The organism is Micromonospora sp. C28ISP2-4 (assembly GCF_030519385.1).
In the GTDB taxonomy this organism is placed as follows: domain Bacteria; phylum Actinomycetota; class Actinomycetes; order Mycobacteriales; family Micromonosporaceae; genus Micromonospora; species Micromonospora tulbaghiae.
Map to the genome: position 1 here is coordinate 69082 of NZ_JAUMKG010000008.1, position 20372 is coordinate 89453.

Below are 20372 nucleotides of genomic sequence, written 5' to 3' on the forward strand. Positions count from 1 at the left end.
CCCAGGCGCTACGGCGCTCCCGGGCTCGGGGCGTCCCGGCTCACCGGTTCGCCCTCGGTCACCGCGCCCGCGAGTTCGACCGTTCCCGGCGCCGCACCGGGCTCACCGGTCAGCGTCAGGGTGCCGAATCCGGCCCGTACCGCAGCCGGCGTGCCGTCCTCCCGGAAGCAGTAGATGCCCACGTCCAGCGGCGCGTTCAGCGACGCCGAGGTGCTGTCGACCGTGTAGCACGGGCCGCCGGCGCCGGGCAGCGGCTCGGCGGGGGAGACCGCGAGCGGCGCGCGCCGGTCGGTCAGCACCTCCAGCCAGTCGGTGAACGGGTGCTGCACCCGGGGGTCGAGCCGGCGCGGCACCGCGTCGTCGGCGTCGCCGAGGCGGACGCAGGTCGCCGCCTGGGCCCAGCCGGCCGAGGGCAGCGCGCACTGGAACAGCCCGTCGGAGGTGCCGGCGAGCGAGACGTCCACCGTGCCGGCGTGCCCCCAGCCGGGCACGTCGACCCGCCAGCTGCCGTCGTTGGCGCTGGTGAAGGACACCGTGCGGGGGGTGCCCTCGGTGGGCGTGAACGCGTACGTGGCGGTCAGGTGCCGGTCCTGTGCCGCGGCGGCCAGCCCGGCCAGTTCCTCGCGGGCGGCGTCGACCTGCACCGGGACCGGGTCGGCGGTGCCGGTGGGCGCCGCCTCGGGACGGCCGCCGTCGCAGGCGGCCAGCAGTACCGGCAGGGTGAGTGCGACCACGCCGGTCAGGCGGGCCGCACGTCGATGAGCGTGCACCGGCTCATTCTGCGTCGTGGACACGGTCCCGGTCATCCCACCGTACGGCTGTACCGCTTGGCGTGTCGCGTCCTCCCGGGCTGGTGAGCCGCCCCACGCCGGGGCCGGATGGTGGGATCACCCGGCCCGGCGTCGCGGGCCGCCCGATAGGCTGAGGCGGTCTGACACGCGCCGCCGGACCGAGAGACCCGGCGGCGTCGGCACGCTCAGGGTCGTCGCTGGGAGGGAGTGCACCGTCGTGGCACTCGTGGTGCAGAAGTACGGCGGGTCCTCCGTCGCCAACGCCGAGCGGATCAAGCGGGTGGCCGAGCGCATCGTGGCCGCGCGCAAGGCCGGCGACGACGTGGTGGTGGTGGTGTCCGCCATGGGCGACACCACCGACGAGCTGCTCGACCTGGCCAACCAGGTCAGCCCGCTGCCGCCGGGCCGCGAGCTGGACATGCTGCTCACCGCCGGGGAGCGGATCTCCATGGCGCTGCTCGCCATGGCCATCCACAACCTGGGGTACGAGGCCCGCTCGTTCACCGGTTCCCAGGCCGGCGTGATCACCACTTCGGTGCACGGCCGGGCCCGGATCATCGACGTGACCCCGGGGCGGCTCAAGGGCGCGCTGGACGAGGGCGCGGTGGTCATCGTGGCCGGCTTCCAGGGCGTCTCGCAGGACACCAAGGACGTGACCACGCTCGGGCGGGGCGGCTCGGACACCACAGCCGTGGCGCTCGCCGCCGCGCTGGAGGCGGACGTCTGCGAGATCTACACCGACGTGGACGGCATCTTCACCGCCGATCCGCGCATCGTGCCGAACGCGCGGCACATCGAGCAGATCACCTACGAGGAGATGCTGGAGCTGGCCGCCTGCGGCGCGAAGGTGCTGCACCTGCGCAGTGTCGAGTACGCGCGGCGCGCGGGCTTGCCGATCCACGTCCGTTCGTCATACTCGACCAACACCGGCACGATGGTCACCGGATCGATGGAGGACCTTCCTGTGGAACAGGCACTGATCACCGGGGTCGCCCACGACCGCAGCGAAGCGAAGATCACGATCGTCGGCGTGCCCGACGAGCCGGGCGCCGCCGCGTCGATCTTCGACACCGTGGCCGGCGCGGAGATCAACATCGACATGATCGTGCAGAACGTGTCCACCGAGGGCACCGGCCGCACGGACATCTCGTTCACGCTGCCCAAGGCCGACGGCCCGACCGCGATGACCGCGCTCAGCAAGATCCAGGAGTCGGTCAAGTTCAAGGGCCTGCTGTACGACGACCACGTCGGCAAGGTCTCGCTGATCGGCGCGGGCATGCGCTCGCACCCGGGCGTGGCCGCCGGCTTCTTCGCCGCCCTCGGCGCGGCCGGCGTGAACATCGAGATGATCTCCACGTCGGAGATCCGGGTCTCCGTCGTCTGCCGCGACACCGACCTCGACAAGGCGGTCCGGGCCATCCACGACGCCTTCGAGCTGGGTGGTGACACCGAAGCCGTCGTCTACGCCGGCACCGGGCGGTAACGCGCCATGGCGTCGCTACCCACCCTCGCCGTGGTCGGGGCGACAGGTGCCGTCGGTACGGTGATGTGCCAGATCCTCTCCTCCCGGCGCAACGTGTGGGGCGAGATCCGGCTGATCGCCTCCGAGCGTTCGGCCGGTCGGCGCGTGCAGTGCCGGGGCGAGGAGCTGACCGTCCAGGCGCTCACCGCCGACGCGCTCGACGGCGTCGACGTGGCGATGTTCGACGTGCCGGACGACGTCTCGGCCGAGTGGGCGCCGGTCGCCGCCGCGCGCGGCGCGGTGGTGGTGGACAACTCGGGTGCCTTCCGGATGGACCGCGACGTACCGCTCGTGGTCCCCGAGATCAACCCCGAGCAGATACGCAACCGGCCCAAGGGCATCATCGCCAACGCCAACTGCACCACGCTGGCGATGATCGTGGCGGTCGCGCCGCTGCACCGCGAGTACGGGCTGCGCGAGCTGGTGCTCGCGTCGTACCAGGCGGTCTCCGGGGCGGGCCAGGCCGGCGTGGACGCGCTGCACCTCCAGCTCGGCAAGATCGCCGGCGATCGGGTGCTCGGTTCCCGCGCCGGTGACGTGCGGCAGGCCGTCGGCGACGAGCTGGGTCCGTTCCCGGCGCCGCTGGCGCTCAACGTCGTACCGTGGGCGGGCTCGCTCGCCGACGGCGGCTGGTCCTCCGAGGAGATGAAGCTGCGCAACGAGTCGCGCAAGATCCTCGGGCTGCCCGACCTCAAGGTGTCCGCCACCTGCGTACGGGTGCCGGTAGTGACCGGTCACTCGGTCGCCGTGCACGCGGTCTTCGCCACCGAGGTGGACGCCGAGGGCGCCCGCGAGGTGCTGCGCAACGCCCCGGGCGTGATCCTGGTCGACGACCCGGCAGCGGGGGAGTTCCCGATGCCGATCGACGCGGTCGGCACCGACCCGTCCTGGGTGGGCCGGATCCGTCGCGCGGTGGACGACCCTCGCGCCCTGGACCTGTTCGTGACCGGCGACAACCTCCGCAAGGGCGCCGCCCTCAACACGGCCCAGATAGCCGAACTCCTGGCCAAGGACCTGACCCGCCCGTAACCCCTCGCCCTCCCTCGCCCCCGCCCTCCTCCTGGCGTCGATCTTGCACTTTCGGCCCTGACGGCGGGGCATTTGCAACTTTTGCCGGGGCGGAAAGTGCAAGATCGCCGGAGCGGGGAGCGGGGAGCGGGGGGTTAGGCGGCGGCGAGGTGGACGCCGTCTCGGCCGTGGCGCTTCACCGCGTACAGGGCCTGGTCGGCTCGGTGCAGGGTGCGTTCGGGTGGCTCGCCGGGTCTCGGCAGGGCGACGCCGACGCTGATCGTCCGGCCGGTACGGCGGGCCGCCTCGGTGAGCCGCTCGGCGATCCGGACCGCCTCCTCCGGGCGGCTCACCTCGATCACCGCCACGAACTCGTCGCCACCGGTCCGGTACAGCTCGTCGCCCTGACGCAACGCGCCCTCCAGAGCCCGGGCGAGGCCCACCAGCAGCCGGTCGCCGGCCTGGTGGCCGTACGTGTCGTTGACGTCCTTGAACCCGTCCACGTCGATCGCGAGCAGCGCGGTACGCCCCGGCGTGGCGGTGGCGATCCGCTGCCCGAACGGGCCGGTGTGCCGCAGCCCGGTGAGCGGGTCCGAGCTGGCCTGCTCGCGGAGCCGGGCGAGCGTACGCAGCCGGTCCAGGCAGGTCCACGCCTGCCCGGCGAGCAGCTCGATCAGGTTGACAGTGGTCGGGTCGGGACGCAGGCGCTGTTCGTCGGCGACGAGCAGCACGCCACCGGACGCCGGTGTGCCGACCGGCACCGCCACCAGCGTGCGCGCGCCGGCCCGGGTCAGCGGCAGGTACTCGTCGGTGGGCGGGTGGCCCGCCTCGCCCAGTGTGTACGCCGAACCGTACCGGTGGGCCCTGTCGATCATGCGGTCGAGCGCGGCCGGTCCGGCCTCGTCCAGTTCGGCCCGGATGCGCGCCTCCAGGTCGCCGGGGGTGCCGGTGGGCGCGCCGAGGCGCGGGCCGCGCCGGCCGGTGAGCACCAGCACGGCGGCGGAGAGCGCTGACACGTCCCGGGCCGCGGCGAGCGCGGCGGTCATCAGGTCCCAGTCGGTCGGCGCGGCGGTGAACGCGGCGGCGTGCCGGAGCAGCTTCTCGCTGCGGCTCTCGGCCGGTGGCCCGCCCAGCGCGGCGATCCGCCCGCCGAGGCGGTCGGCCACCAGTTCGGCGGTCTCCCGCCACGCCGCGAGCACGACCGGTTCGCTCCACTGCAGGTCGAGCACGCCGATCGGACGCCCGTCCGGGTCGCGTACCGGCACACAGAGTTCGGCGGTGACGTCCGGGCGGACCTCGAGGTAGTCGGGGTCGGCGCTGACGTCGGGCACGGCGGCGGTCACGCCGGAGGTGTAGACCCGCCGCACCACCGAGGGTTCGGGCCGGTGACGGCCCGGCGGGGCGCCGTCGGCGGTCGCCGGCACGTGCGAGAACACCTGCCAGGCGCCGGTCGCGGCGACGCAGCGCAGACGGTCGTGGACGCGAAGCAGGACGGTGGCGGTCGCCGGGGTGTGGCGGGCGAGCGCGGCGACGGTCCACTGGCACGCCTCCGGGACGGTGGACGCCGTGGGGAGGCGCACCGTGACGTCGCGGAGGACTCGCTCGTGATCCACGTCGTTCCTGCTCGGAGGGGGTCGGGTCGCGATCAAGGGTACTCAGCGCAACCGCCGCCGACCTTCGTACACATGTGCTATCCACAGGCTGTGGACGCAGCCTGTGGGTGGAATCGGGCCTGCGCGGGGAGGGCGCGCGGCGATAGCGTGAGGGCCCGGGCACCCGAGGAGGCGGCCGATGCTCATCGCCCAGCTCAGCGATCCGCACGTGACCACCGGCCCGCTCGCGGCCGACCCGGCGTCCGGGTTGCACCGGGCGCTCGGCACGGTGCTCGCGCTGCGTCCCCGTCCCGACTGCGTGGTGATCACCGGCGACCTCACCGCCAACGGCCGCCCGGACGAATACCTCGCCCTGCGCGAGATCGTCGGCGCGTTCCCGCTGCCGGTGCACCTGGTGACCGGCAACCACGACGACCGCGAGTCGCTGCTCGACACGTTCGGCGGCACCCCCTACCTGGCCGGTGGCTTCTCGGCGCACTACCACGTCGACCTGCCGGACGCGACGCTGGTGGTGCTCGACTCGCTCACCCCGGGCAGCCCAGGCGGACGGCTCGGCGACGAGCAGCTCGCCTGGCTCGACGGGGTGCTCGCCGGGCGTACCGACGCGCCCGCCGTCGTGTGCCTGCACCATCCGCCGGTCGCGGTGGGCGTACCGGGCATGGACGCGATGGGTCTCGCCGACGCCGAGGCGCTCGCCGCCGTGGTCGGCCGGCACCCCCATGTCGTACGCGTCGCCGCGGGACACCTGCACCGCCAGGTGACGAGCGCGTTCGCCGGTACGGTGCTGACGACCGCGCCGAGCACCTGGATGCAGGTGAGCCTGACCATGACCGACGACGAGGAGCCGGGCTTTCTCGCCGAGCCGAGCGCCTTCCTGCTGCATCTGATCGCCGACGGCGGCTGCGTGACGCACACCGTGCAGGTCAGCCACGCCGCCGGGCGCACCTGCTGGTTCTGAGCCGCGCCGTCGATGCTCTGGTACGTCGCGTACGGCTCGAATCTGCACGCCGCGCGGCTCGACTGGTATCTGCGTGGCGGGTGTCCACCGGGTGGGCTGCGCACGTACCCCGGCTGCCGGGACCGCCGGCCACCGCGCCGGACGGTTCCGGTGCTGATCCCCGGCGGCGTCTACTTCGCCGGCGAGTCGCGGGCCTGGACCGGCGGCATGGCGTTCTACGACCCGCTGCTGCCCGGGCGGGCGGCGGCGCGCGGCTACCTGGTAACCGTCGAGCAGTTCGCCGACATCGCCGCGCAGGAGATGTACCGGCCGCCCGGCGCCGACCTGGCCGGGATCCGCGAGGCCGTCGAGGCCGGGCGGGCGACGCTCGGGCCGGGCCGCTACGAGACGCTGCTGCGCGTCGGCGTCCACGACGGCCTGCCGATGCTCACGTTCACCGCGCCGCACCGGGCGGTGGAGGTGCGGTGGAACCGGCCCGCTCCGGTCTATCTCGGGATGCTGGCGCGCGGGCTGCGCGAGGCGCACGGCTGGGACGCCGCGCGCACCGTCGGCTACCTGGGCGGCCGGCCGGGGGTCGCCGGGCGGTGGACCCGGCCCGCGTTGCGCAGGCTCGTCGGCACCGCCCACAGCGGACCCTTGACCGGCCCTCCGGAGCGTCAGTCGAGTTCGGACAGTTTGCTCGAAATGCCGGGCCGTCGGGCATGAACGACCGTTCGGTCCGCGATGGGTGTCCGGCAGGAGGTGATTCCGCCAAGGACGGTTGCCAGCGCAAGGAATTCCGCGTGACATGAGCGTCGGCGCCGGCTCCCTGTCCCTGGGAGCCGGCGCCTTCGACGACGGACGGCGTCGACAGCGTGCGCCGCGCGGAATTTCACCTGACCGTCATGTCCGACTCGTCCGGCAGACCGGTACGGGCCGCCCGAGGCAACGACGATTCCTGATGCCGCCCCGTTCGACCTGGGGGCCGGTGGATGAGAAGCTACCCCGGCGGGGCGGCGTTCCCCCGAGTACCGTCCTCCGCGATCGACACCTGTCACGGCACGGATCAGGGTCGCCGGGCGAACCATCGCCCGGACGCCACATACCGGCACCTCACGAGGAGTTCCATGTCCGTCACCGGGATGCGACGCCGGGCCGCCGTCGGCCTGGCCGCACTCGCCGCGACCGCGTTCACTGCGGTCGCCGTCACCCCCGACCAGGCCGAGGCCCGTCCGAAGCCGGTCGACGTCCAGTTGCTCGCGATCAACGACTTCCACGGCAACCTCGAGCCGCCGACCGGTTCCAGCGGCAGCATCGACGGCCAGCTGGCCGGTGGCGCGGAATACCTGGCCAGCCACCTCAAGTCGATGCGCGCCGCCGCCAAGCAGCAGGGCAAGGGCACTGTCACGGTCGCCGCCGGTGACCTGATCGGCGCCTCGCCGCTGCTCTCCGCCGCGTTCCACGACGAGCCCACCATCGAGGAGATGAACCTCGCCGGACTGGAGTTCGCGAGCGTCGGCAACCACGAGTTCGACGAGGGCGCGGCCGAGCTGCTGCGCATGCAGCGCGGCGGCTGCCACCCGGTGGACGGCTGCGCCGACGGCACCCCGTTCGGTGGCGCCAAGTTCACGTACCTCTCGGCGAACGCCTTCAAGACCTCCACCGGCCTGCCGCTGATGCAGCCGTTCGGCATCAAGATCGTCAAGGGTGTCCCGATCGGCTTCATCGGGATGACCCTTGAGGGCACCCCGAACATCGTCAGCCAGCAGGGCGTCGCCGGCCTGCGGTTCACCGACGAGGCCGACACCGCCAACAAGTACGCCAGGATCCTGCGCCTGCTCGGGGTCAAGAGCATCGTCGTGCTGCTGCACGAGGGCGGCGCGCAGAACGGCGGCGGCATCAACGACTGCACCGGGTTCAGCGGCCCGATCGTCGACATCGCCAACCGGATGGACCCCTCCATCGACGTGATCGTCAGCGGGCACACCCACGCCGCGTACAACTGCAACATCAACGGCAAGCTGGTCACCAGCGCCAGCTCGTTCGGCCGCCTGGTCACCCAGATCGACCTGAAGATCGACCCGCACACCCGCGACGTGGTGAGCGCGTCCGCGAACAACGTGGTGGTCACCCGGGACGTCACGCCGGACCGGCCGTCGACCGACCTGATCAACCGGTACAAGACCGCGCTCGGCCCGGTGGCCGACCGGGTGGTCGGCGAGACCACCGCCGTCCTCACCAAGACCCAGGAGAAGCTGTTCCAGACCGGGGTCGACGACAAGGGCGAACCGGTCTACCAGCCCGGTGAGTCGCCGCTGGGCAACCTGATCGCCGACGCGCAGCTCGCCGCCACCGACACCGAGCAGAACGCGGTCGCCGCGTTCATGAACCCCGGTGGCGTCCGCGCCGACCTCGACGCCGGCCCGGTCACCTACGCCGAGGCGTTCACCGTGCAGCCGTTCACCAACAACCTGGTGACGCTGGACCTGACCGGCGCGCAGCTCTACTGCATGCTGGAGCAGCAGTTCACAGTGGGGCGCGTGCTCTACGCGTCCTCGACCGTCAACTACGTCGTGGACGTCAACGGCACCACCGCGCCGGCCGGCACGCCGTGCGCCGGCACCCGGGTGGTCCGGGGCAGCCTCACGATCAACGGCACCCCGGTGACCGACACCGCCACCTACCGGGTCACAGTGAACAACTTCCTCGCCGGTGGCGGCGACGGCTTCAGCGTCCTGACCGGCGGCACCAACGCGGTGACCGGCCAGATCGACCTGGACGCATTCACCGCGTACCTGACCGAGAAGTCGCCGGTCTCCCCGCCGGCGCTGGACCGGATCCGCACGACCACGGAGGTCGCCGCCGGCTGACGGCCGACCGCACCGCCGACGGGCCCCGGAGCGACGCTCCGGGGCCCGTTCGCGTCAGGCGGCACGCCTCTTCGCAGGCCGCCGGCTTGTCAGGTCGCCCGCGCGGGCTCGGGCTCCGGCGCCGCGGTGACCGTCGAGCGGCCGTCCTGCGCGGCGGTGAGCAGCGGACGCAGCGACAGCGCGAGCACCGAGGCGGCCAGACAGCCGCCCACCACCACGGCCACCCAGACCCGGCCGTTCGCCGCGCCGATCAGCGGGCCGGCGGTGACCGGGCCGACCACACCGCTGATCCCGAAGATCATCGAGCTCATCGCGTTGTACCGGCCGCGCAGCTCGTCGGTGGCGAGCGCGTTGGTCAGGGCGGGCATGACCGGCGACAGCATCGTCTCGCCGAACCCGAAGATCGCCGAGCAGGCCACCACGCCGAGCGCCGCGAGCACCGCGTTGCCGCTGCCCACCACGCCCGCCGCGCCGAGCACCAGCCACGCGCCGGCGAAGACCCCGCCCACGGTGGCGAGCGCATGGGTACGGCTGCGCCCCTCCAGGCGGCGGATCACCAGCAGCTGCGAGAGCACGATCATCACGGTGTTCGCGGCGAGCGCCCACGCCACCACCCGGGGCGTCACCTCGACCACCCGGACCGAGTACGCCGCGAAGCCCACCTCGATCTGCGCGTACCCGCACGTGGTGAGCACCAGGCCGAAGATGACCAGGCGGCGGAACGGCCGGTCCCGCAGCACCGTGAGGTAGCCGCCGGTCCTCCGGTCGTCAGTCTTCGCGCCCGTGGCCACGGCCGGCCGGCGCCCGACGTGCGGCAGGCTCAGCAGGATCAGCGCGGGCGTCAGGTAGCTCACCGCGTCCAGCAGGTAGATCACCTCGAAGGTGATCGGACGGGCCACGTCGACCACCGCGCCGGAGATCAGGCCGCCGGTGCCGATACCGAGATTGAGCAGCGCGAAGTTGAGCCCGAACACGCGCTGCCGCTCGCCGTCGTCGGTCAGCGAGGCGAGGATCGTGTTCTGCCCGGCCCAGATCGCCGAGCTGCCGACGGCGATGAGCGTCATCACACCGAACGCCGAGGCCGTCGAGTCGACCAGCGCCAGCGAGCCGGTGCCGATCGCCTCGATCACCAGGCAGGGCAACACCACCCGGCGCGCGCCGAACCGGTCGATGAACGTGCCGGCCAGCGGCGAGAGAGCCAGCGTGACCGCGCCGAACCAGCCGATCACGAGCCCGGCCCGGGTGTCGGTCAGACCGCGTACGTCGGTGAGGTAGATGAACAGGAACGGCAGGGTGAGGCCACGCCCGACAGCGGAGAACAGTGTGCCCAGGAGGATCCGGCGGGCTTCGGGACGGGCGGGCAGGGCGCGGCGCAGCATGCTGGGATTCTGTTCGGCGGGTACGACTACCGCGACCCGTTTACCCCTTACACACGCGGGCCACGGGCCGGAAGGTGAGCGATCACACGTGCTCTGCCATGCTGACCCGGTGACGACGACCTGGCGGCACCTGCCCGCACCGGCCCGCGAGATCGCCGAGACGGCCACTGACGCCGTGACCGCCGCCCGCGCCCGTGACGCCGAGGCGTACGCCCCGGCCGTCGAGCGGCTGGCCGCCGCCGACCGGGCCGGCCTGGTGCTCGGCGGCGTGGTCCGGCTGCTGCTGGAGGAGGGGCACCCGGACGGGCTGGACGGCGACGACGTACGGCAGGTGCTGGAACAGTGCGTCCGGTCGGCGGCGCCGTGGTGGCCCGAAGTCGACCCGCACGTGCTGCTGGTGCTGCTGGCCGGCGCGCTCGGCGTCTACGACCCCGGCGACGACGAGAACCCGCCCGACCCGGCGGCGATCGCCCGGCACGCGCCGCTGCTGGTGGCCGACCTGCTGGCGGTCACCGGACGCCCGTTCGCCGAGTACCTGACCGCCGCGTTCGCCGAGGTGGCGCGGACGGAGCTGCACGACTGACGGTCTGTACCGGCCGGCGGTCGGCGCGGCCGCTCACGGGCCGGCGGCGGGCGTGCCCGCTTACGGGCCGGCGGCGGGCGTGCCCGCTTACGGGCTGGCGGCCAGGAAGACGAACGCGGCGAGCAGCACCAGGTGTACCCCGCCCTGGAGCACTGTCGCCCGGCCCGGCACGACGGTGAGCACAGCGGTCACCGCGGTCAGCGCCAGCAGCGTCATCTGGGTGCCGCCCAGGCCCAGCAACAGCGGCCCGTCCAGCCAGATCGAGGCGATCGCGATGGCGGGGATGGTCAGGCCGATGCTGGCCATCGCCGAGCCGAGCGCGAGATTGAGGCTGATCTGCACCCGGTCCCGCCGTGCCGCGCGGGCGGCGGCGAGCGTCTCCGGCAGTAGCACCAGCAGCGCGATGACCACGCCGACGAACGCCTGCGGCAGGTTCGCGGCGCTGACCGCCGTCTCGATCGCCGGGGAGATCGTCTTCGCGTCGCCCACCACCGCCACGAGCGCCACCACGAGCAGCGCCAGGCTGGCCAGCGCGGTACGCGTCGACGGCGGCTCGGCGTGCCCGTCACCGGTCTTGTCCTCGGCGAGGATGCTGCCCTCCTGCGTGACCGGGAGGAAGTAGTCGCGGTGCCGGCCGGTCTGCACCATGACGAACAGCAGGTAGAGCGCCAGCGAGGCGACCGCTGCGAAGGCGAGCTGGGCGGGGGAGAACTCCGGCCCCGGCCGGCTCGTGGTGAACGTCGGCACCACCATGCTGAGCGTGGCGAGCGTGGCCACCGTGGCCAGCGCCCCGCCGGTGCCCTCCGGATTGAACACCGCCACCTGCCGGCGCAGCGCGCCGAGCAGCAGCGACAGGCCGAGGATGCCGTTGCAGGTGATCATGACGGCGGCGAAGACGGTGTCCCGCGCCAGCGCCTGCGTCTTCTCCCCACCGCTGATCATCAGCGTGACGATCAGACCGACTTCGATCACGGTGACCGCCACCGCCAGCACGAGTGAGCCGTACGGCTCACCGACCTTGTGGGCCACCACCTCGGCGTGGTGCACAGCGGCCAGCACTGCCGCCGCGAGCAGGGCGGCCACCACGAAGATGAGCGGGCCGGGCAGCTCCCGTCCCCAGGTCATCACGAGCACGAGCACGGCGACCAGGGGCGCGACGGTGGTCCAATCGGTCAGGCGGGATCGGATCATCGGCGGCATGCGCATACTTTGCCAGGGGGCAGGGTGAATCCCGCGTGGCGGGGTGGCTGCGGGCAGTCATGTCGATCTATTCGATCGAGGCCCGTTGCTCCACGTGGGCGAGCACGTCACGGAGGTGCCCGATCACGGTTCCGGTCCAGCCCGGATCGGTGTCCTGGTGCTCGGTCGTCCGCAGCACCGTCATGCCGACCGCCGCCGCGCCGGCCAGCTCGCCGTCCGCCCCGTCGCCCACGTACACGCAGTCGGCCGGCGCGACGCCCAGCCGCTGCGCGGCGATGCGGTAGATGGCCGGATCCGGCTTGGCCAGCCCGACCTCGCAGGAGAAGACAGCGACGTCGAAACGCCGGGCGAGCGGGCCGTCCGCCCAAGCCTCGGCCGTCTCGGAGGTGGCGTTGCTGATCAGGGCGAGCCGGTGCCCACGCTCGCGCAGCGCGTCGAGCACGTCCAGGGTTCCGGTCGAGACGCGGCCCAGCACCCGGTGGGCGAGGGCCAGCCGGTGCGCGGCGGCCCGGGCCACCTGCTCATCGGTCGGCGAGCCGCCGAGGCGCCCGGCGAGGATGCGGACGGTCTCCGCCGCGTTCCACCGGACCAGGCGGTCCCGCCAGGTGGCGTGGTACGCGGCGACGAGCGCCGCCGGATCCACCCCGACCATGAGCGCCACCTCGCCGACCACACGGTCCCGCTCGTCGTCGGCGCCGTGGACCAGGGTGTGGAAGAGGTCGAAGACGACCGGCCGTGGCATGGCGGGATCCTACTGCGACAGTGATCGCGACCGGGAAACGCAGAGGGCACATCCGATGATCGGATGTGCCCTCTTACCTCTGGTCGGGGTGGCCGGATTCGAACCGACGACCTCTTCGTCCCGAACGAAGCGCGCTACCAAGCTGCGCCACACCCCGAGGCGTGCCGACAAATAGTAGCCCACCCGTCCCCACGGTCAAACTCGGTACCCCCCGCCCCGCGTACCCGGCAGATCTTGGTACGGATTGCCCCCCGAGGGGCGGCCGCGTACCAAGATCTGCCGGGGAAGCCGGGGTCAGCGGGGGATCAGGGTCAGGATGCTGGCCTCTGGGGGGCAGGCGAAGCGGATCGGGGCGGTCGGGTGGGTGCCGAGGCCGGCGGAGACGTGCAGCCAGGAGTCCGAGCCGGGCCAGCGGTGCAGCCCGCGCGCCATCGAGCGGGGCAGCCCGCAGTTGGTCACCAGCGCGCCGTACCCGGGCACGCAGACCTGGCCGCCGTGGGTGTGCCCGGCGAGCAGCAGACCGAAGCCGTCGGCGGCCATCCGGTCCAGCACCGCGGGCTCGGGGGAGTGGGACAGCGCGATCGACAGCGCCGCGTCGCCACTGACCGGGCCGGCCACGGCGTCGTAGTCGTCCCGTTCGATGTGCGGGTCGTCCACGCCGGCCAGCTCGATCTCCCGCCCGCCGGCCTTGAGCATGGTGCGGGCGTTGTTCAGGTCGGTCCAGCCGGCGCCGGTGAGGATGTCGCGCAGCTCCTCGTACGGCAGCGGCACGCCCTCGGTGTACTCCCGGTCGGGCAGGAAGTAGGTGAAGGGGTTCTTCAGGACCGGACCGGTGTAGTCGTTGGAACCGAAGACGAACGCGCCGGGCAGGTCGAGCAGCGGTTGCAGGGCGCGCAGCACGCCCGGCACCGACTCCGGGTGCGCCATGTTGTCGCCGGTGACCACGACCAGGTCGGGGTCGAGCGCGGCCAGCGAGGCCACCCAGTCCTGCTTGCGTCGCTGGCCGGGCATCATGTGCAGGTCGGAGAGGTGCAGCACCCGCAGCGGTTCGGCGTCGGTCGGGAGCACCGGCACGTCGTACCGGCGGAGCGTGAACATGTTGCGCTCGACGAGCGACGCGTACGCCAGGGTGGCCGCGCCGGCGGCGACGGTTCCGGCCGCGAGCCGGAATAGTGTGCGCTTTCGCATGGCGTTCAGGGTAGTTTCACCGTCCATGAGCACGCTGAAGGACCGTCTCACCGCCGACATGCGCGCCGCTCTCAAGGCGCGCGACGAGCTGACCACCTCCACGCTGCGGATGGCCCTGGCCGCCGTGGGCAACGCCGAGGTCGCCGGCCGGGAAAAGCGCGAGCTCAGCGACGACGAGGTGCTCGCCGTGCTGACGAAGGAGGCGAAGAAGCGCCGCGAGGCGGCGGTGGCGTTCGCCGACGCGGGGCGCGCCGAGCAGGCCGGCAAGGAGACCGCCGAGGGCGAGGTGCTGGAGCGCTACCTGCCCAAGCAGCTCTCCGACGAGGAGCTGGCCGAGCTTGTCTCGGGGGCGCTCGCCGCGGGCGGCTTCACCGGCAAGGCGCAGATGGGCCCGGCCATGAAGGCGGCCCAGGCCGCGGTGGCGGGCCGGGCCGAGGGCGGTCGGGTGGCCGCCGAGGTACGCCGCCAGCTCGGTCTCTGACCCGGCGCTCAAGTAGCGCGGAAACGACGACGGCCACCTCCCGCGGGAGGTGGCCGTCGCATGTCGGCTGTCAGTTCGGCGGTCGTCCCGGTCGGCCGCCGTTACCCGGTCCGCCGGGGCCACCCGGCCGGTCCGGTGTCGCGGTGCCGCCCTGCGCCGGGGTGCCGCCCTGGCCGGAGCTGACCTCGATCATCACCACGCCGCCCTTGATGGTGCGCCCGTCGGGGCTGGTGCCGGCCGCGGTGCCGGCCGGGCACTCCGACGGCACCTTGTTGCTGGAGACCACCGGCTCGAAGCCGGCGCCCTTCAGCCGGGACTTCGCGGTCTCGATCGACTCGCACTTCACGCCCGGGATGGAGCGCTGGTCGCCGAGGACGATCTTGCCGCTGGGCGGAGTGAAGTTCTTCCGCTCCTTACCCTTCATGGCGTCACGCAGCGTCTGGTAGACCGCCGGGTTGATGCCCTGGGGCGTCTCGTCGTGGCCCATCTTCTGGTTGGTCTGCGGCCAGTCCGGGTCGGCCATGATGCCGGCCACCGCGTACTGCTTGGTCATCGCGACCAGCGCCGAGGTGCGGTCGGAGTCGGTGGTGCCGGACTTGCCGGCCACCGGCGCGTCGACGATGTTGCGGACGTTGCCTGCGGTGGCGGGGCCGCACTTGCTGGTGGAGGAGCGGTCACCGACCGGGCAGCGGGCGGCGTCCACGGCGGCGCGGGCCACCTCGGTGCTGACCCGCTGCTCGCAGCGGGGGTTGGCGACGTCCAGCTTCTCGCCGTCCGGGCCGCGGATCTCCTGCACCGGGATCGGCTCGCAGTACTTGCCGTCGGCGGCGAGCGTGGCGTAAGCGTTCGCCAGCTCCAGCGGCGTGGTCTGGGAGACGCCGAGGCTGAACGCGCCCCACTGGTGCGGGTTGGCGGCGAGCTGCGCGTCGCTCGACGAGCGGAACGTGATGCCCAGCTTCTGTGCGGCCTTCACCACGTTCTCCGCGCCGACCCGCTGCTGGAGGTCGATGAAGAACGTGTTCACCGAGTAGCCGAAGCCGCTCCACATGTTGTGCATGCCGGCCATCGCGGGGTTGGCGTTCTTCGGGCAGTACTTGCTGGTGCCCGGGCAGGCGGCGGGCGAGTTGAACTCGACCGGGTAGTCGGACTCAAAGACCGGCTTCGCGTTGATGGGGTAGCTGAGCGGGTAGCCCTTCTCCAGCGCGGCCACCAGCGTGAAGATCTTGAAGGTCGAGCCGGCCTGGTAGCCGGCGATGCCGGGACCACCGGTGACCAGCGGGTTCACCGTGTTGGGGTAGTTGCCCCGGATCTTCTTCTTGGCCTTCTTCGGGTCGCTGGAGATCTTGTTCTGCGGGTCGGCCGGGTCGTCGAGCTTGAAGTTACGGTTCACCGCCACGGCGCGGACCCGGCCGGTGCCCGGTTCGACAGCGGCCACCATCCGGGCCGCCTTGCTGCTCTCGCCGAGCTTGTTGCGGACGGCCTTGTCGGCGCCCTTCTGCGCCTGGACGTCCAGCGTGGAGATGATGGTGTAGCCGCCGCTCTTGAGCCGCCGCTCCCGGTCGTACGAGGTGGCGCCGAACGTCTCCTGCTGGAGCCACCAGCGGTAGAGGTAGTCGCAGAAGAAGCCCCACGAGCGGGTGGTGGTCTGGGTGCAGCCGTTCGGGGTGCGCTTGCCCTTGACCTGGAGCTTGATCTTCTTGGCGGCGTCCGCCTCCTGCTGGGTGATCGCGCCGATCTGCACCATGTTCTGGATGACGTAGTCGCGCCGGCCGACCGCCTCCGGGTAACCCGCCTTGGTGGTCGGGTCGAAAGCGGTGGGGGCCTTCACCATGCCGGCGAGCATCGCCGACTCCTGGATGTCGAGCTTGCTCGGCGGCTTGTTGAAGTAGACCTGGCTGGCCGCCCAGATGCCGTACGCGCCGTTGCCGAACGCGGCGATGTTCAGGTAGCGCCGGAGGATCTCGTCCTTGGAGAGTTCCTTGTCGACCTGGAGCGCCAGGCTCATCTCGCGCAGCTTGCGGCCGCTGGTGTCCTCGGTCGCGGCGACCACGTCGGCCGGGTGGGTGGCCGAGTAGGAGATGGCCAGCCGGACGTACTGCATGGTGAGCGTCGACGCGCCCTGCCGGGAGGAGCCGGCGGCCTGATTGTTGACGAAGGCCCGCGCCACACCGTTGATGTCCACGCCGTTGTGCTTGTAGAAGTCGTGGTCCTCGGCCGCGATGATGGCCTTCTGCATGTACGGCGAGATGTCCTTGAGCTGGACGTCCTTGCGGTTCTCGTCGTACATCGTGGCCAGCACGGTCTTGCCGTCGGCCGCGAGCAGCTTGGTGATCTGGGGTGCCCGGGCGACTGTCAGCTCCTTGGGCAGCGCCTCGAACGTCTCCGCTCCGGCCTTGGCGGCCAGTCCGGACATCGCTGCGACGGGGAAGGCCGCCGCGGCGACCACCACTCCGGCCAAGAGGCCGCAGATCAGCAGCGATGCGGCGTTGGTCAGCACGTTGTGGTCACGTTTCCGCATCCAGGTCACCTCGACAGGGTACGCGAGTAGGAATCGGCGGGCGCGCGGGGAAGTTTCCCCATTTCCTGCATGCGCCGGCCTCGTTGTGCTAAACGCACGAGCCCTGGTCCGGGGTTGCGTGAGATCCGGCGGAAGTCTCTCCGAACTCCGGGAGTGGCGCAGCGTTTTCACGTACTCGGGCGGGGTAGTCGCGGGGCGAAAGCCCGGGAAGCCGGGAGTGTCCGGAATGATGGATTTCGCCGACAACGTTGCGTAATCGGGCGACTACACAGCATGATGGTGGCGGCGACCGCAGCCATGAGTCGTTCGTGCCGCCCTGGGGAGGCTGGCGCGAACGACAGGGGGGAAGTACGAGGGCTGCTCGCGCGAAGTCGGTAGGTACTGCAAGGGGGGACGTGTACAGATGGGCATGATCACTGACTGGCCGTCACTGGCGGCGTGTCAGAACGGAGACCCGGACGCGTTGTTCGTACAGGGCGCCGAACAGAACGTGGCGAAGAGGATCTGCCGGAGCTGCCCAGTTCGGTACGAGTGCCTGGCCGACGCGCTCGACAACCGGATCGAGTTCGGCGTGTGGGGTGGCATGACCGAGCGCGAGCGCCGGGCGTTGCTGCGCCGTCACCCGCAGGTCACCAGCTGGCGCAAGATGTTCGAGGCGGCCATGAAGAAGAACGCCAAGGAGAAGGCCGGCAAGGACAAGATCCTGGTCACCACGGCCACCTGACCGGACCGGTCAGCTCCGGCTGATCGCCTCGCCGATCGTCCGCAGCCCGTCGACGTCGTGCACGTCGGCGGGCTGCGCCGTCACCGACACCGCCGGCACCGCCGGGAACGCCTCGGTGAACCGGGCCGCCACCTGCTCCTCGCGTACCGCCTGCTGGGCCAGCGCGGCGTGCGCGCGCAACACCTCGACGGTGCCCTCGTGCCCACCCACGCCGGCCAGCCGCTCCGCAGCCGCCAGGCTCTCCGCGGCGGACAGGTCCGACGCCGGCCGGTGCACCCGGTTGAGCACCAGCCCGGCCAGCGGCATCCGCTCCTCCCGCAGGCGGCCGGCGAAGTAGGCGGCCTCCCGGACCGCGTCCGGCTCCGGCGCCGCGACCAGCAGGAACGCCGTCTCCCGAGCCTGGAGGATCCGGTACGTCTGCTCGGCGCGCTGCCGGAACCCGCCGAACATCGAGTCGAGGGCGGCCACGAAGCCGGACAGGTCGGTGAGCAACTGGGCGCCGATCACCTTCTGCACCACCTTGGAGAACATCCCGAAGCTCGCCGTGACCAGGCTGAACATGCTCCGCCCGCCGCTGCGCGCCGGGGCCAGCAGCAGCCGCAGCATCCGGCCGTCGAGGAACCGGGACAGCCGGGCCGGCGCGTCCAGGAAGTCGAGCGCGGAGCGCGACGGCGGCGTGTCCACCACGATCAGGTCCCACTCGCCCCGGGCGTGCAACTGGCCCAGCTTCTCCATCGCCATGTACTCCTGCGTGCCGGCGAAGGTGGAACTCATGGCCTGGTAGAAGGGGTTGGCGAAGATCTCCGCCGCCTTCGCCGGGTCGGTGTGCTGGAGCACCACGTCGTCGAAGGTGCGCTTCATGTCGAGCATCATGGCGTGCAGTTCGCCGCCGCTGGCCTCGACGTCGATGCCCTTTACCTGCCGGGGTGTGTTGTCCAGCTCGGTCAGGCCGAGCGACTGGGCCAGCCGGCGCGCCGGGTCGATGGTGAGCACCACCGTGCGCCGGCCGTGCCGCTCGGCCGCCCGCAACGCCAGCGCCGCCGCAGTGGTCGTCTTGCCCACGCCGCCCGCCCCGCAGCAGACCACGATCCGTACGCCGTCGTCGGCGAGGATCTGGTCGACGTCAAGCGGAGGCGCCGCGTCTTCGGAAGGCACCAATCGAGCGTATCGGTCCCGAGGGGCACTCTGCTCCGTGCCGGCCGCAGGTGTGAGTCAATCCGCCCGGACGAGGGCCTCGGCGAGCGTCTCCAGCCCGGCCCGGTCGACCCCCTCGGGCAGCAGCGGCAACTCGACCAGGGGCAGGCCGAGATCCACCAGGTCACCCCGGAGGGAGTCCTCCAGCTCACGGCGTACCTGCTGGTCACGGGCCTCCTCGGCGAGCCCGGCCACGGTCGGGCCGTCGGTCGGCAGGCCGGCGGCGGCCAGCCCGCGCTTCAGCTCGGCCGCGGTGACCGCCCGCCCGGCCGGCACCGGCGGGCGGACGCCGTTGACGATCACGCGGCCGACCGGGAAACCGAGCTGCGTCAGCTCCGCCACCGCGTCGAGCGTCTCCTGGACCGGCATCTCCTCCAGCAGCGTGACCACGTGCACGGCGGTCATCGGCGACCGGAGCAGCGCGGAGACGCCCTCGCTCTGCGTCTTGATCGGGCCGACCTTCGCCAGCCGGGCGGTTTCCGCCGTCACGTTCAGGAAGCGGCCGATCCGCCCGGTCGGCGGCGCGTCCAGCACCACCGCGTCGTACGTCCGGCGCGACCCGCTCGTGCGGGTGGTCGCCTCCTTGACCTTGCCGGTGAGCAGCACGTCGCGCAGGCCCGGCGCGATCGTGGTGGCGAAGTCGATCGCGCCGAGCTTGCGCAGGGCCCGGCCGGCGGCGCCGAGCTTGTAGAACATGTCCAGGTATTCGAGGAGCGCCTCCTCGGCGTCGACCGCCAGCGCCCGCACCTCACCGCCGCCGGGCGCGTCGGCGAGGTGCCGCTCCTCGTACGGCAGCGGATCGGTGCCGAAGAGCTGGGCGATGCCCTGCCGGCCCTCCACCTCGACCAGCAGGGTGCGCCGGCCCCCGGCGGCCAGGCCGAGGGCCAGCGCGGCGGCCACGCTCGTCTTTCCCGTGCCGCCCTTGCCGGTCACCACGTGCAGGCGGGCCGGCCATCTGCCGGCGGACTCGGCCGGCTGCTCACTCGCTGCCACCCGTCGAGCCTAACCAGCCCGCGGCGTCAGCCGACCTCGCAGACCCACCAACCCGTCTTCCGCACCACTGTGAAACGCAGCGCCTGCTCGGCGACCTTCTCGTCGGCGGTGGTCATGGTCACCCGGGCGGAGACTGTGGCCCGGTCCCCGGTCTGGTTGTCGACGGTCGGGGTGGGCCAGCGGAACCGGGGGTTTTGGTACTGCGCGACGTACTTCTGCACCTCGGCGACCTTGGTGGCGATCTTCTCGTCGTCGCGGGCCGCGGAGCAGACGAATGTCGCCGCCTTCTCGGCGTCGCGCTCCTGGTAGACGGCCTTGAGGAAGCCGTCCACCGCGACCTGCGGCTCCTTCGCGCCCTGGCCGTCCTCGCTGTCGCGCAGCGCGAGGAACGCGGCTGTGCCCCCGCCGCCGCAGAGCAGGACCGCGGCGGCCAGCACCAGCGAGACGATCAGCACGGCCGGTCGCTTGCGCGGCTGCGGATACGGCTGTGTGCCGGACGGATACGCCGGCGGGCCGGCTGTGGGTGCGGATCCCGGCGGCGCGCCGCCGATGGGCGGCGGTTGCGGATTCGGGTCGCCGGGCGTGCCGGTGTCGCCACCGGCGGGCGGTTGGGTCATCTGTCTCCCCCG

General features: G+C 72.2%; 18 protein-coding genes and 1 tRNA gene. 8 read left to right on the forward strand and 11 right to left on the reverse strand.

Going from position 1 to position 20372, the window contains the following annotated elements; all coding sequences use genetic code 11:
- Window positions 1-8 precede the first annotated feature (8 nt).
- The gene (locus Q3W68_RS26315) at window positions 9-770 is read right to left on the reverse strand and encodes a hypothetical protein (protein WP_302908003.1); all 762 of its coding nucleotides are present in this window, start codon (window positions 768-770) and stop codon (window positions 9-11) included.
- Between the two features lie 238 nt (window positions 771-1008).
- On the opposite strand from Q3W68_RS26315, the gene Q3W68_RS26320 reads away from it, so the two are divergent.
- Entirely contained in the window at window positions 1009-2274 is a 1266-nt protein-coding gene (locus Q3W68_RS26320) for an aspartate kinase (RefSeq protein ID WP_302908004.1), read from the forward strand.
- A 6-nt stretch (window positions 2275-2280) separates the two neighbouring features.
- Window positions 2281-3342, forward strand: a complete 1062-nt coding sequence (locus tag Q3W68_RS26325) for an aspartate-semialdehyde dehydrogenase (RefSeq protein ID WP_302908005.1) — start codon at window positions 2281-2283, stop codon at window positions 3340-3342.
- 134 nt (window positions 3343-3476) lie between these two features.
- On the opposite strand, the gene Q3W68_RS26330 is transcribed toward Q3W68_RS26325, so the two are convergent.
- Window positions 3477-4934 carry a diguanylate cyclase gene (locus tag Q3W68_RS26330; protein ID WP_302908006.1) on the reverse strand — a complete coding sequence of 486 codons (1458 nt, stop codon included), beginning with the start codon at window positions 4932-4934 and terminating at the stop codon, window positions 3477-3479.
- 178 nt (window positions 4935-5112) lie between these two features.
- On the opposite strand from Q3W68_RS26330, the gene Q3W68_RS26335 reads away from it, so the two are divergent.
- The 3 genes from Q3W68_RS26335 (at window position 5113) to Q3W68_RS26345 (ending at window position 8741) form a co-directional block, all read left to right on the forward strand.
- Window positions 5113-5892, forward strand: a complete 780-nt coding sequence (locus tag Q3W68_RS26335) for a phosphodiesterase (RefSeq protein ID WP_302908007.1) — start codon at window positions 5113-5115, stop codon at window positions 5890-5892.
- Window positions 5893-5904: 12 nt separating this feature from the next.
- A complete protein-coding gene (locus tag Q3W68_RS26340; protein WP_302908008.1) occupies window positions 5905-6597 on the forward strand; it encodes a histone deacetylase in 693 nt (230 codons plus the stop codon).
- A 401-nt stretch (window positions 6598-6998) separates the two neighbouring features.
- On the forward strand, window positions 6999-8741 hold the full coding sequence (locus Q3W68_RS26345; protein ID WP_302908009.1) for a bifunctional UDP-sugar hydrolase/5'-nucleotidase: 1743 nt from the start codon (window positions 6999-7001) through the stop codon (window positions 8739-8741).
- A gap of 89 nt (window positions 8742-8830) precedes the next feature.
- Here the strand turns inward: Q3W68_RS26345 and Q3W68_RS26350 are convergent, their stop codons facing one another.
- On the reverse strand, window positions 8831-10120 hold the full coding sequence (locus Q3W68_RS26350; RefSeq protein WP_302908010.1) for an MFS transporter: 1290 nt from the start codon (window positions 10118-10120) through the stop codon (window positions 8831-8833).
- Between the two features lie 109 nt (window positions 10121-10229).
- Between Q3W68_RS26350 and Q3W68_RS26355 the strand changes: the two genes are divergently transcribed.
- Complete coding sequence (locus Q3W68_RS26355; RefSeq protein ID WP_302908011.1) at window positions 10230-10703, forward strand: hypothetical protein; 474 nt, start codon at window positions 10230-10232, stop codon at window positions 10701-10703.
- Window positions 10704-10790: 87 nt separating this feature from the next.
- Here Q3W68_RS26355 and Q3W68_RS26360 read toward each other — a convergent pair whose 3' ends face one another.
- The 4 genes from Q3W68_RS26360 to Q3W68_RS26375 form a co-directional block, all read right to left on the reverse strand.
- Complete coding sequence (locus Q3W68_RS26360) at window positions 10791-11894, reverse strand: calcium:proton antiporter (protein ID WP_302908012.1); 1104 nt, start codon at window positions 11892-11894, stop codon at window positions 10791-10793.
- A gap of 76 nt (window positions 11895-11970) precedes the next feature.
- The gene (locus Q3W68_RS26365; protein WP_302908013.1) at window positions 11971-12645 is read right to left on the reverse strand and encodes an HAD family hydrolase; all 675 of its coding nucleotides are present in this window, start codon (window positions 12643-12645) and stop codon (window positions 11971-11973) included.
- Between the two features lie 80 nt (window positions 12646-12725).
- Window positions 12726-12802, reverse strand: a tRNA-Pro gene (locus Q3W68_RS26370).
- A gap of 137 nt (window positions 12803-12939) precedes the next feature.
- Window positions 12940-13833, reverse strand: a complete 894-nt coding sequence (locus tag Q3W68_RS26375; protein WP_302908014.1) for a metallophosphoesterase — start codon at window positions 13831-13833, stop codon at window positions 12940-12942.
- Between the two features lie 25 nt (window positions 13834-13858).
- Between Q3W68_RS26375 and Q3W68_RS26380 the strand changes: the two genes are divergently transcribed.
- The gene (locus Q3W68_RS26380; protein WP_091330623.1) at window positions 13859-14314 is read left to right on the forward strand and encodes a GatB/YqeY domain-containing protein; all 456 of its coding nucleotides are present in this window, start codon (window positions 13859-13861) and stop codon (window positions 14312-14314) included.
- 70 nt (window positions 14315-14384) lie between these two features.
- Here the strand turns inward: Q3W68_RS26380 and Q3W68_RS26385 are convergent, their stop codons facing one another.
- Complete coding sequence (locus tag Q3W68_RS26385; RefSeq protein ID WP_302908015.1) at window positions 14385-16832, reverse strand: transglycosylase domain-containing protein; 2448 nt, start codon at window positions 16830-16832, stop codon at window positions 14385-14387.
- 403 nt (window positions 16833-17235) lie between these two features.
- Here Q3W68_RS26385 and Q3W68_RS26390 point away from each other — a divergent pair, with 403 nt between their 5' ends.
- Window positions 17236-17556, forward strand: a complete 321-nt coding sequence (locus Q3W68_RS26390; RefSeq protein WP_282311758.1) for a WhiB family transcriptional regulator — start codon at window positions 17236-17238, stop codon at window positions 17554-17556.
- A gap of 9 nt (window positions 17557-17565) precedes the next feature.
- On the opposite strand, the gene Q3W68_RS26395 is transcribed toward Q3W68_RS26390, so the two are convergent.
- The 3 genes from Q3W68_RS26395 to Q3W68_RS26405 are packed head-to-tail and all read right to left on the reverse strand — an operon-like array spanning window position 17566 to window position 20360.
- Entirely contained in the window at window positions 17566-18714 is a 1149-nt protein-coding gene (locus Q3W68_RS26395; protein WP_302908016.1) for an ArsA-related P-loop ATPase, read from the reverse strand.
- 54 nt (window positions 18715-18768) lie between these two features.
- A complete protein-coding gene (locus Q3W68_RS26400; protein WP_302908017.1) occupies window positions 18769-19743 on the reverse strand; it encodes an ArsA-related P-loop ATPase in 975 nt (324 codons plus the stop codon).
- Window positions 19744-19769: 26 nt separating this feature from the next.
- A complete protein-coding gene (locus Q3W68_RS26405; protein WP_302908018.1) occupies window positions 19770-20360 on the reverse strand; it encodes a hypothetical protein in 591 nt (196 codons plus the stop codon).
- Window positions 20361-20372: the final 12 nt, after the last annotated feature.